Source organism: Sediminibacterium sp. C3 (assembly GCF_000508085.1).
Classification (GTDB): domain Bacteria; phylum Bacteroidota; class Bacteroidia; order Chitinophagales; family Chitinophagaceae; genus Sediminibacterium.
In genome coordinates this window covers 1839673-1852082 of the sequence record NZ_KI669560.1, presented here as the reverse complement: position 1 = coordinate 1852082, position 12410 = coordinate 1839673, and the positions used below count along the sequence as shown (strand labels likewise).

14 protein-coding genes are annotated in these 12410 nt (G+C 39.7%); 11 read left to right on the top strand and 3 right to left on the bottom strand.

Annotated features, from left to right (window positions below; translation table 11 throughout):
• Positions 1 to 6 precede the first annotated feature (6 nt).
• The 6 genes from F777_RS0108625 (at position 7) to F777_RS0108600 (ending at position 5498) form a co-directional block, all read left to right on the top strand.
• A complete protein-coding gene (locus F777_RS0108625; protein ID WP_026751687.1) occupies positions 7 to 1284 on the top strand; it encodes a sigma-54 interaction domain-containing protein in 1278 nt (425 codons plus the stop codon).
• Positions 1268 to 1789 (top strand): LPS assembly lipoprotein LptE, encoded by a 522-nt coding sequence (lptE, locus tag F777_RS0108620; protein WP_026751686.1) that lies wholly within the window; start codon positions 1268 to 1270, stop codon positions 1787 to 1789. Before F777_RS0108625 ends, lptE begins: the two co-directional genes overlap by 17 nt.
• A gap of 22 nt (positions 1790 to 1811) precedes the next feature.
• Entirely contained in the window at positions 1812 to 3050 is a 1239-nt protein-coding gene (locus F777_RS17280; RefSeq protein WP_051408523.1) for a hypothetical protein, read from the top strand.
• A 1-nt stretch (position 3051) separates the two neighbouring features.
• Positions 3052 to 3405: a preprotein translocase subunit SecG gene (gene secG / locus F777_RS0108610; RefSeq protein ID WP_026751685.1), complete on the top strand. Its 354-nt coding sequence runs from the start codon at positions 3052 to 3054 to the stop codon at positions 3403 to 3405.
• A gap of 66 nt (positions 3406 to 3471) precedes the next feature.
• Entirely contained in the window at positions 3472 to 4548 is a 1077-nt protein-coding gene (gene mltG / locus F777_RS0108605) for an endolytic transglycosylase MltG (protein ID WP_026751684.1), read from the top strand.
• On the top strand, positions 4545 to 5498 hold the full coding sequence (locus F777_RS0108600; protein WP_026751683.1) for a YihY/virulence factor BrkB family protein: 954 nt from the start codon (positions 4545 to 4547) through the stop codon (positions 5496 to 5498). Before mltG ends, F777_RS0108600 begins: the two co-directional genes overlap by 4 nt.
• Here F777_RS0108600 and F777_RS0108595 read toward each other — a convergent pair.
• Positions 5483 to 6073 carry a TrmH family RNA methyltransferase gene (locus F777_RS0108595; RefSeq protein WP_026751682.1) on the bottom strand — a complete coding sequence of 197 codons (591 nt, stop codon included), beginning with the start codon at positions 6071 to 6073 and terminating at the stop codon, positions 5483 to 5485. The genes F777_RS0108600 and F777_RS0108595 overlap by 16 nt on opposite strands.
• Positions 6074 to 6185: 112 nt before the next feature.
• Between F777_RS0108595 and F777_RS0108590 the strand changes: the two genes are divergently transcribed.
• A complete protein-coding gene (locus F777_RS0108590; RefSeq protein ID WP_026751681.1) occupies positions 6186 to 6722 on the top strand; it encodes a hypothetical protein in 537 nt (178 codons plus the stop codon).
• A 6-nt stretch (positions 6723 to 6728) separates the two neighbouring features.
• Here F777_RS0108590 and F777_RS0108585 read toward each other — a convergent pair whose 3' ends face one another.
• Positions 6729 to 7511 carry a queuosine precursor transporter gene (locus F777_RS0108585; protein WP_026751680.1) on the bottom strand — a complete coding sequence of 261 codons (783 nt, stop codon included), beginning with the start codon at positions 7509 to 7511 and terminating at the stop codon, positions 6729 to 6731.
• Complete coding sequence (locus F777_RS0108580) at positions 7508 to 7795, bottom strand: hypothetical protein (protein ID WP_152530895.1); 288 nt, start codon at positions 7793 to 7795, stop codon at positions 7508 to 7510. The genes F777_RS0108585 and F777_RS0108580 overlap by 4 nt, the downstream gene beginning before the upstream one ends.
• A gap of 39 nt (positions 7796 to 7834) precedes the next feature.
• On the opposite strand from F777_RS0108580, the gene F777_RS16235 reads away from it, so the two are divergent.
• The 4 genes from F777_RS16235 to F777_RS0108560 are packed head-to-tail and all read left to right on the top strand — an operon-like array spanning position 7835 to position 12403.
• A complete protein-coding gene (locus F777_RS16235) occupies positions 7835 to 10327 on the top strand; it encodes a YfhO family protein (protein ID WP_051408522.1) in 2493 nt (830 codons plus the stop codon).
• Positions 10327 to 11043 carry a glycosyltransferase family 4 protein gene (locus tag F777_RS0108570; protein WP_026751678.1) on the top strand — a complete coding sequence of 239 codons (717 nt, stop codon included), beginning with the start codon at positions 10327 to 10329 and terminating at the stop codon, positions 11041 to 11043. The genes F777_RS16235 and F777_RS0108570 overlap by 1 nt, the downstream gene beginning before the upstream one ends.
• Complete coding sequence (locus F777_RS0108565) at positions 10992 to 11486, top strand: glycosyltransferase (protein ID WP_026751677.1); 495 nt, start codon at positions 10992 to 10994, stop codon at positions 11484 to 11486. The genes F777_RS0108570 and F777_RS0108565 overlap by 52 nt, the downstream gene beginning before the upstream one ends.
• On the top strand, positions 11483 to 12403 hold the full coding sequence (locus F777_RS0108560; RefSeq protein WP_037369273.1) for a glycosyltransferase: 921 nt from the start codon (positions 11483 to 11485) through the stop codon (positions 12401 to 12403). The genes F777_RS0108565 and F777_RS0108560 overlap by 4 nt, the downstream gene beginning before the upstream one ends.
• Positions 12404 to 12410 lie beyond the last annotated feature (7 nt).

Genomic DNA, 12410 nt, shown 5'->3' with positions numbered 1-12410 from the left:
AAATAAATGGATTTACAAAGTATTAAAAATCGTTTCGGCATCATTGGTAACTCTACTGCACTGAATCATGCATTGAATACAGCAGTTCAGGTTGCCGCCACCGATTTAACCGTATTAATTGTTGGAGAAAGTGGAGTTGGTAAGGAAGTATTTTCGCAAATCATACACTCGCTCTCCTCGCGCAAACATAACCCTTTTATTGCCGTTAACTGCGGAGCCATACCTGAAGGCACGATTGATTCAGAATTATTCGGCCATGAAAAGGGAGCTTTTACAGGTGCGGTAGATAGCAGAAAAGGCTATTTTGAAACAGTGAACGGAGGTACCCTATTTATGGATGAAATTGGGGAAATGCCCTTGGGAACACAAGCAAGATTGCTTCGCGTGCTGGAGACCGGAGAGTTCATCAGAGTGGGTAGTTCCAAAGTTCAGAAAACGGATGTAAGGGTAATTGCAGCAACCAACAGGGAACTATTAGATTTTACACAAAAAGGAAAATTCAGGGAAGATCTTTATTATAGATTAAGTACTGTGCCTATTCGCGTTTCTGCATTAAGAGACCGAAAAGAAGATATTCTTTTGCTCTTCAGAAAATTCGCAGTTGATTTTGCCGAAAGGTATAAAACATCACCTGTTCAATTGGATGATGATGCAAAGCAGTTGCTCATCAACTATCCTTGGCCAGGTAATATCAGAGAACTTAAAAATATTGCTGAACAAATATCTGTACTGAGCCAGTCGAATATGGTAAATGCCAGAGAAATGAGTTTGTTCCTTCCGGATAAAAAAGAGAACAGAATGCCAATCATAGCCGGCGGATCTGCTTCCGGAGAATTTGCCAACGAGAGGGAAATACTATACAAACTATTTTTTGACATGAAAAAAGATGTTACGGAATTGAAAAAGATGTTTGTAGAAATATTACAGAATCCTTCATTGGCAGGTGCTGCAGCTTCTTTTACCAAAGAGTCCATTCTGAATGATTATTCTCCTGCGGTTAATGAAGTTCCCATAATCAATACCGTTACAGCTCCGGGCAATAGCGGCAATAATTTATTACCTGCACAGCATTCGGTTACCACTTCACCGGTAATATTGCACGATGATGCCATACAGATGCATGAAGAAGTAGAGGAATCGCTGAATATTATGGATAAGGAAAAAGAATTAATTGTAAAAGCGCTGAAGAAACACAGAGGCAAAAGAAAAGACGCATCCATAGACCTAGGCATTAGCGAAAGAACATTATACAGAAAACTAAAAGAATATGATATTGACGAATAATTTAAAATCTGGCCTCTTTACCGTAACCGCATGTCTGATTCTTTTATTGCAAGGTTGCTTTGTTTATAAATTCAACGATGCAGTAATACCTGCAAATGTTAAAACAGTAAAGATTGGATTTATAGACAATAAGGCACGGTATGTAAATCCACAACTGAGTCCTAAACTAACAGATAAGCTACAAGCCAAGATTACCAGCCAGACGAAATTAACCAGAACCAATAACGATGATGCCGACTATGTAATCAATGGCAGCATTACCAACTATGACCCCAGTCAGACCGTGGGTGTGTCTGCACAACAAGCCAGCACAAACCGTTTAACGGTTACTGTTCATATCATACTTAGAAAGACGCTTGAAAACAAAGTTGAGGAGTTTGATGTAACCCGAAGTTTCGACTTCTCAGCCAATCTTACTTTGCAGCAGGCAGAAGGTCAATTACTAGACGAAGTAATTCGGAATATCACGGATGAAATCTTCAATCGAATATTTAATAACTGGTAATAGAGTTGTATCTTTATAGTTTATGAAGTTTACGCAGGAAAAAGCACTGATGCACTTAACCGGGAATTCCGATTTGTCTTCCACTAAAATGGAAGTCATAGAAAAGCTGGTGCATGAATATCCCTTTTTTTCCCCGGGTCAATACCTGTTTGCAGCCAAACTAAAAAAGGAAGATCACCCTTTGGTGGGTTCTCAGGCCATGAGAACAGCCCTTTATTTTACCAATCCTCACTGGCTGCAATTTCAATTAGAAGCGCTGAAAGATCCTGGAATTGATCAGGCACCTAAGCAGGAATTGGATACTGCATTGTTAAGATCAATCAGACAAAAAGATCTGGAGTGGGATGAAATGATTAATCTGCCCAAGATTGAAGAAACCCTGGAAGATGCAGAAAAGTCTTTTGTTGCACCTGAACTACCTAATCCGGATATTTCTATTCCAACCATAGAATCAGTTAGAGAATTAATGAAAGGAATTGAACCTCTAGACAAACCAGGTACCATTATACCGGTTATTCGTGAGAATTCACCTTCAGAGCCTGTTGATTATACATTGCCAGAAGTTCCTTCCTCAGAAACATTTGACCCTGTTTTCAGCACACTGAATCAGCCAGAGCAGCCTGCCGAACCAGACAACACTGAATCTGTACATACTGCCGCAATGGTTTCTGAGCCGGTTGTTCCTATTCAGGAGCCACCTGTTACAGCCGCGGTTACTGCTCCCCCAGCCTCCTTACTATTACCTGAACAAGAATACAGTGAAGAAGAGGAAGGCAGCAAATTGCAACACCCCGATCAGGACAAGAGCGATGCAAAAATTGCCAGTATACTTTCCAGCCAATTGGCGGAATTTAAAAAGCCCATAGAAAACAATGCAGAATTAACCATTGAACCTGTTCAGGATAAACTGCATACCATTGATTACTTTGCCTCACAAGGTATTCAGATAGATCTGAGTAAAATACCCCAGGATAAACTTACTACTAAACTCAGACGGTTTACCGATTGGCTGAAGGATATGAAAAACCATCATCCCAATCCGGAAGATTTGGGTACATCACCGGAACAGGAGAAAAAAGTAGCAGAAACGGCCCTGGTTTCCAATGAATCCAAAGAAATTCTAACAGAAACAATGGCTGAAGTATTGGCTAAACAAGGCCAAATTGACAAGGCAATTCAGCTATATATTAAATTAAGTTTCTCAAATCCTGAAAAAACCGCTTATTTTGCAGACAAAATTCAACAATTAAAAGGTATTTAAAATGATTTATCTGTTTTTGGTTCTGATTGTTATAGCTGCGGTTGGTCTTGGTTTTATGGTATTAATCCAAAATCCTAAGGGTGGTGGTCTCGCTGGAAATGTAGGCGGTATCAGCAACCAATTGATGGGCGTTAAGCAAACTACCGATGTATTAGAAAAAGGCACCTGGATTTTCGCAGGCATTATTGCGGTATTGGCTTTGTTTTCTACCCTTTTCTTAAAGGGTGGTGGCAATGACGTAAATACAGAAGTTTTACAGAAAATCAACACCACTACTACTGCTCCTGCTCCGGCAAATAATCAGGCAGCTCCTGCAGCTACTTTGCCGGCTACAACCGATACCAGCAAGAAATAATTCGCATTTCTACATAATTAAAACCCTGTCCTTTTTAATGACAGGGTTTTTTATTTAATTTACCTTATGGCAAGAAAAAAAACAGCTCCGAAAAAAAACAGCTCATCTAAGAAATGGATGATTGTAGTTATTAGCCTGATTGCTATTACAGGGTTAGTTTTTGCTTCACTTTTCTTTCTGCCTGCAACCCGTTTTGAAGAAAAAAGCAGAATGGTGACCATTTACAAGGATCAAACCCAGAAATCTGCGGTGCTGGCTGCTTTTGAAGAAGCAGGAATACTAAGATTCAATTCCTTATTAGGGATTGCTGGGGCCCCTTTTAATATCTGGGACAAGATGAAACCGGGCAGATATGAAATCAAAAGAGGTCAAAGCGTTCTGGACATTGTTAGAATGCTGAAAAATGGCAGACTGGCAGAAGTAAAACTGGTGATTAATAGGGTAAGAACTAAACCAGAACTGGCCAGATTAATCAGCAAGCAGTTTTTTACAGACTCAACGGAAGTAGTTCAATTTTTACAATCTGCTGATTCGCTTACCGCTCTGGGACTGGATACTGCATTATTGTTTACGAAGATTATACCTGATACCTATAACTTTTATGCCGATGCCTCCATGACGGTTATACTGGAAAAGTTGAAGGCAGCATCAACCAGATTCTGGTTAAAAAACAACCGTCTGCAAAAAGCTGAATCATTGGGATTAAGTCCTGAACAGGTTTATATACTGGCTTCTATTGTTGATGAGGAAACCAATTATACGGAAGACAAATACAAAATTGCCAGTGTATATTTAAACAGGCTTGCCAAACAAATGCCTTTACAGGCCTGCCCTACCATAAAATATGCAATGAATGATTTCACTATCACCCGCATTTACGAAAAGTACCTGAGCAATCCCTCCCCCTATAATACTTACAGAGTAAAAGGTCTGCCTCCAGGTCCTATTTGTACTCCTTCTCCAAAAACCATTGATATTGTTCTGGATGCACCCAAAACCAGTTATATCTATTTTGTAGCCAAAAGTGATTTCAGCGGATATCATCATTTCAGTGACAACTATGAAGAACACAACAGATATGCCAAGGAGTACCAGAAAAAATTAGATGAATACATGGAGAAAAAGCGAACAGAAAAGAAATGACAAAACTCGAGAGAATCATAGTAAGCTGGCCTCCTATTGCCTTTCTGATCAGGAAGAGTAAAACCTTTATTATACCTGGGTTTCAAGGGATTCCTCTTTATGACGTCATTCTCTTTTTTATTAAGCAGGTGAACAAGATTGGATTAAATGAAAGAGCCGCAGCCATTTCATTCAATTTGATTATGGCACTTCCTGCAACGATTCTCTTTCTGTTTTCCATACTTCCCTATTTCCCGGATTTTCTGAATATCAAACCACAAATTCTCTCTTTATTTAAAGACATAAGCCCCAATTCCAATACCTATCGTTTTATTGAGAATATATTGGACGATCTGATGCAAAGAAGTATCGGGATTTTTTCCTTTGGTTTTTTATTGGTTGTGTACTACGCTTCCAATGCAATGATGTCCTTGATTCTAACATTTGACCGGTCTATTATGGAGCATAAACGTTTCTTTCTGCACCAGCGATGGAAAGCCATTCAGTTAACCACATTGATTATAATTCTACTGATTGCCTCTACCCTTATTTTGTTGGGTCAAGCACAGCTTACCTACCTGATTGTTAAGTTATTCGGACTAAAAAAATCAACAATGCCCTGGCTAAATAGTATCCGATGGATGGTAATCATTGCTTTATTTTTCTATAGCATCGCTTTCATTTACAAATACGCACCTTCGGTAACGATCCGATGGAAATTGGTTTCTCCTGGATCTTTACTGGCAACAACTTTAATCTTAGGTACTACACTCATCTTTTCGTACTGGGTTAATAACTTCGGCAGCTACAATAAAATCTATGGTTCCATAGGTACGGTAATGATTCTGATGATTCTGGCCTATTTTAATTCAATGATTTTATTAATTGGCTTTGAGCTGAATGTTAGTATTACCTATTTAACCCAAAAAGCAGCTCAAAGAAAAAAAGAAGAACTTCAGTCAGCTGAATAACTTGACCATAGTTGTCGGATGCTTTCTGCATTCGGATGAGTAGTTGCTTCCTGATCATAGAGTCCGGCTTGCTTTCTTTGCCTATAGGCTTCATAAATAGAAACTGCGCAAGCAACAGAAATATTCAAGCTTGGGATCATCCCTACCTGAGGAATTACAAAATTTCCATCTGCCAGATTCCGCGCTTCCTCAGAAACCCCGTTGTGTTCATTCCCAAAAACCAGCGCTACTTTTTGGGTAAAATCAATCTCATATAAAGAGGCACTGGATTCACCCAAATAGGTGGTATAAATACTATTATATTCCTTTCTTAAGGCCTCAAAACACGCTGACACTTTATCAAACTGGTGAATGGTCAGCCACTTGTTGGCACTGCTACTACTTTTTATTCCAAAATACCCGGATCGGGGCAACTCGGTATTTAACACATAAATATCCTGAATTCCAACTGCATCACAGGTTCGCATGGCAGCATATATATTATGCGGATCATGCACGTTTTCCATTACAATCGTAAGTCCGGATTGTCGCATTTTAAGTACGGATTCTATTTTTTGCGCTCTTTTTGGGGTCATAATAATACAAAGGTGTTGGTATTTTAAAGCATTACCACTCAGAATTGAGCAAAATTGCAATTAAGTCTTGATTTATTGATATATTTTTGTCCTGTACCCGTAGTCAAACCCTATGACAACACGTCTCATCCGTGCAGAGAATCTGCTCTGGGCGGTGCCTATCTTATTTGGCCTAATCGCCAACTATGCCGCATACAGCGACGTAGCTATACTGTTTGTAGAGGAGAATTACTACATTTTGAATTTCCCTTCTATGATTGGGATACTTCTTATTACGGTACTGGTCCCATTTATGATGCATTCCGTTTTAAGAGATCTTGGACAAAGAAGCTTTTTTGCTTCCTGGGCACATGTCTTTTTTACTTGTCTGCTCATGACTACCATTTTCCTGATATATACTTATGCCCTACCCATTAACTTGAAATGGAAATACTATATGGGGGAACTCCCTGCCTACAAGAAATGGGACTATTACAATAGCCTTGCAATTGGAATTTACGAATTGCTTATTTACATTCAGGCCGCTTATGTTGTATATGGGATTGGTGTACTCGTTCGCCATCGTTTCGAACAGAAAAAACAGGAAAAAGCCCATTACGACTATATCATCGATCATTTAGATCAGAATAGAAACAGCGCCATAGCATAAGTAGTTTTACGCATTGGATATCCCCATCGCTTCTCTCTTCATTTTCTGAGCTTGCTCTTTACCGAGGTAATTGTCCATTTTATTTTCCAGAAAATAGATAAGAGGTGTAAGTAGAATAGCCATGGTAAACTTATAAAGGTAGTTTACTACTGCTATTGCAAGCACTAATTGCCAGCTCCATCCATTTCCAATTTTAAATGCGATAAATAAAACCACAAAACTGTCCACCATCTGTGATACCATGGTTGAACCGGTTGCCCTTAACCATACCCACTTTTCCCCGGTTGCTTTTTTGATTTTATGGAAAACAGTAACATCTACAAGCTGGCTTACCAAGAAGGCAGTCAGACTACCCATTATAATCCACATCCCCTGTCCGAAAATGCTTCCGAAAGCCGACTGCATATTTGCCACTCCTTTATCTACTCCGGATAAAATCCAGAAATCAGCTGGTGGAATTTCCATAGCAGCATAAAACATAATGAAGGCATAAAGAATCAGCACTACTGCAGTATAGCTGATTCGCTTTACGGATTTAGGGCCGTAATATTCATTTACGATATCTGTGATCACAAATTCCAAGGGCCAAAGCAAAACGCCACAAGTCAGGTTGAATGAGAGACCTGACTGACCGAGTATGGTAAAATTAAACGGAGGGATGCCCAGCAACTTCTCCAATGAAAAAATCTTTCCCCCAATACACTCGGCAATAAGCGCATTCGCAACAAAGAAGGCCGTGATGCCCAGAAAAAGTTTAGTGGGCTTGTCGTTTAATATTTTACTGATCACGATGGAAGAATAAAGTATACAAAAAATTGGATCAACAGGATGACTACATTAAAAATAGCAATCCAGTTAGGGATCCGAATTGTGGACTTGCTTAGTAACACCAATCCGTACCAGAAGTTCGCTACCATATTTTGGACGGGCGCCACCATCCAACCCAATAATAACACCAATGCACTGATTTCCTTATTGGGGAGAAAATCATGGGTACGTTGAATTACCAGACATAACAAAAACAAAATATTGCAGATAAAAGCCATTCTGGAGGCAAATAAAAGTGGTCTCATGGCATAAAGTTATTAGGTTTGTTGCATATTTTTAGAGCTATGAACAGGATCAATTGGAAAGCGATTATGCCGCATGCGCTGGCGGTGGTGATTTTCTTTGTAGTGGCGCTTATTTATTGCAAACCTGCCCTTGAAGGAAAGGTATTGCAACAGCACGATGTTACCCAATGGAAAGGGATGGCGCAAAACTCCTTTCAGTCAAAAGAAAAAACAGGACACTTCCCTTTATGGAGCAATGGAATGTTCAGTGGGATGCCTGCTTATCAAATAACTGGCATCAGTGAAAACCCTATTTCAGTTGGCTATCTGGGAGATATATTTTTAGTAGGATTACCTAAACCCGTAGGCGTTTTCTTCCTGGCCTGCCTTTGCTTTTATTTCCTGACTCAGGTTCTAAGTATCAATGCCTATATAGGAATCATCAGTGCGCTGGGGTATACTTATGCTACATATAATCCTATTATTCTGGCAGCAGGCCACGATACCAAAATGAATGCCATTGCGTATTTGCCAGCCATCATCGCTTCTTTAATTTTAATCTACGATAAAAAATATTTAGCGGGTACTGCGTTAACAGCGCTGTTCACTTCATTGCTCTTAGGCGCCAACCATTTACAGATCACTTACTATGGATTCATCATCATTCTGTTTATGAGTGTTGCTTTTGCAGTTAAATGCATTAAGGAAAAAGAGACACCGCACTTATTGAAATCAGCGGGCCTTGCCATCATGGCGGCGTCCCTGGGAATTATGGTGAATGCCGTAACCCTGATTACGACCTATGAATATGCCAAAAAATCCATTCGCGGGGGGAGTGTACTCGCTGATAGTACCACCAACGTTACCAAGACCGGATTGAGCAAGGACTATGCACTTAGTTACAGTGTTTATAAGACAGAGCCCCTGGTGATGATGTTCCCCAGATTCTACGGCGGAAGCAGCAATCAACTGGAACTTGCTCAGGAAAAATCAGCTGCCATTGCAGCCCTTCAGAATATGCCTGCAGATCTGGGGCAACAATTACAAGGCTATTTACAATTTTATTGGGGGGGGATTGATGGCGTTGGCACTTCAGGGCCTCCGTATGCAGGTGCAATCATCTGCTTTTTAGCCTTAATGGGGCTGGTAATGGTAGATAAAAAATATACTTACTGGATGGCGGCAGCCATGGTATTCACTTTGCTACTTAGCTGGGGTAAATACCTGGAAGGTTTCAATATTGCCATGCTCAAGTATCTGCCTATGTATGATAAATTCAGGGCACCCAGTATGATACTGGTAGTTCCCACATTTTTAATGAGCATGCTGGCTGCACTTACCTTAAACACCATTACAAAGGAGGCAAACCCTTCGATACTTTGGGAAAAATATAAAAAAGGACTCTGGGTAGTGGGGGGCGTATTTGCCATTGCTGCACTGGTTTATTTTACTGCAGATTTCAGCAATTCATCAGATAAAATGCTCTTAGACCAGATTTCGAAAATTTCGGATGCAACACAGAGAGCTCAATTAGAAGCTCCGGTAAAAAGTTTTGTTGAAGGCTTACGATCGGACAGAAAGACGCTGGCTATGAATGATATGCTGAGAACCCTTTTATTCTGCCTGGTTGCAGCATTGGCTGTATTTGCCGTTATCAAACAAAAGATTAAGCCCCTTTATGCCATTATAGCCATTGGTGTTTTTGCCATGATTGATGTATTTGGCATTAACACGAAATACCTGAATGAAAATAATTACCAGGACGCTGCTGAATATGAAAATAATTTCACCCCTTCCCCAGCAGACCTGCAGATATTAAAAGATACCAGCTATTACAGGGTATTGAATGTGTCACAGGGTATTTCGGCTGCATTTAACGGAGGTGCCCTCAGCTCCTATTTCCATAAATCCGTAGGTGGATACCATCCTGCCAAACTAAGTATTTATCAGGATTTAATAGAGCGTCAATTGTATAAATTCCCCAATTGTCTGCCCGTATTAAACATGTTGAATACGAAATATATTATTGTACCCGATCAACAAAACGGACAGCCAATGGTACAACAGAATCCGGAAGCACTGGGGGCTGCATGGCTGGTAAAGTCTTTGCAATTTAAAGAAACACCTGCCGCTATTATGGATGAACTAAGCAGTTTTAATCCCTCAGAAACAGCTGTACTTTATCAAAAAGATCAGGGCGCAATTGGCGCCATTCAATACGATAGTACTGCCAGTATCCAACTGGTAAAAGCAGAAAACGATCAGATGAGTTATGCTTCCAATGCTGCAACGAATCAGTTTGCTGTTTTCAGTGAAGTGTTCTACGATGCAGGATGGAAAGCTTATGTTGACGAAAAGGAAACCCCCATCTTTCAAACCAATTATGTTTTAAGAGGCATTCAGGTTCCTGCTGGTAAACACAATATTCAGTTCCGTTTTGAACCCGCATCTTATTCGGTTGGATTAAAAGCAGCCATGGGGTCTTCGGCAATTATCTGGTTATTGCTTTTGTGGGCAGCAGCAGGCGCTATCAGAAAACCTAAGAAAGCCTGATGAGAACACCCAAGGTATTGGGCATTGTTTCTTTTAAAGTTTTTCCCGCCCATATGGGTGGACAGCAATATATTGTACAGTATTACCAATCGCTTTCCCAATACGAAAAGGTAGTATTGGCAGTTTCCAGTGATAATAATATTGAGGATAAAAGCATATGCGGGGCTGACAGGATTGCCAATAACAAATTAGTACTCTTTCCTATTTTATTTAATCACTGGCAGGGCTGGAAGAATCTATTTCGTTTAACAGATCTGACTCGACTCATCCGAAAAGAACAAATAGAATGGATCATTATTGATCATAGCTATTTTGGATGGCTGGGATTTTTACTGCGTTTATTAACCAGTAAAAAATTTCTCATTAAATCAGCAAATATTGAATCCATCCGATTCAGAGATATGGGGAGAAAAGGATGGAGACTCTATCAATGGTATGAAAAGAAAGTTCATCAGCTGGCTAATTTCAGTTTTTTCATATCTGAAACAGACAGAGCATATGCAATACAGCATTGGGGTCTGCCGCTACATAAAACAGGGGTAATTCCTTTTGGAACTTTTCGCAAAAAACCTTTTCCCCCTGAGCAAAGAGCAGAATTAAAAAATTCATTATTGAATAAATTCCAATTAACAGATAATACGGTTTTGTTTTCTTTAATGGAACATTGGATTATATCCCTAACAAAAAAGCCATTTACGATATTATACAAGAGCTGATTCCAAAATTGAACAAATCGTCGCTTACTTATAAAATCATTATTAGTGGTGTACAGATTGAACCGGATTTATTAGCTCATATTTCTAATTGCCCTGAAATTATTTTTGAGGGATTTGTACAGGACGTTCAGACTTATTATGCTGCCACGGATTGTTTTATTTGTCCGGTTAGTTTGGGAGCGGGAGTTAAAACCAAACTAATAGATGCACTGGCAGCAGGGCTTCCGGTAATCGCATTTGAAAAAAGTGCTGAAGGCATTTCCAGCTTACAGCTGAATAATCAATTGACCCGTATTAGTAATTTCAACTGGAATTTATTTTCAGAATCCATGATTAGGTTTACTGAGTTTAATAGAAAGCAAGAATCGGTTTCAGTTGATTTCTATAAAGAATTTCATTGGGACCATATAGTTCAGGAATCCATTTTATCTTTACCAAAATGAATCATCAACAGCCTGAAATATCAGTTGTTATCTGTACTTATAACCGGGCCGTCTATCTTCCGGAGGCATTGGGCAGTTTGTACAACCAGACAATCGGTAAAAATAAATTTGAAGTTATTGTAGTAAACAATAATTCAACGGATAATACCGAACAGGTCTGCAAAGATTTCATTGCAAATCATCCTGAAGGGTTGTTTTTTTATACCAATGAACCCCAACAGGGCGCTTCTTTTGCCCGTAATACAGGGGCTGCCCTAGCAAAAGGGGAACTCTTATGTTTCATGGACGATGATGCCGTAGCAAAGCCTGATTATCTGGCACTGATTCTTGCATTTTTTGCAGCGCATCCGGATGCCGGAGGATTAGGGGGCAGAATTATTCCACGTTATATTCCGGAAGAACCCAAATGGATGAGTCATTTTGTTTCCTCTCTCGTGGGCAATTTTGATTACAGCAAAGAGGTTTGTGTGTTTAGTCCAAATAAATATCCCCTGGAATCGAATATGATTATTAAAAAATTAGATTTTGAACAGGTAAATGGATTTAATACAGCACTACCTGGTGTAAAAGGGACTTTGAGAATTGGAGGCGAAGGAAAAGAATTCTTTCTCAAATTAAAAGCAATAGGCAAAACCATATATTACCATCCTCAGGTTATTGTTGAGCATGTAGTAGAAACCCAAAAACTAACCCCTGAATATATGTACCGGGTTGCCAGTGGTATTGGCAGAGGCGAAAGAGTCAGGACCCATGAAATTGGCAAAACCAGTTATTGGCTCAAAGTGTTGGAATACCTTTTCAAATTAGGGGCTTCATTTGTATTAGCATTAGGCTATTTTCTACAGGGGCATCCTGCCAAAATGAAGCCTGTAGTACAATTCAGAATTGATGCCCTAAAGGGTTTACTGGGTTACTAAAATATCC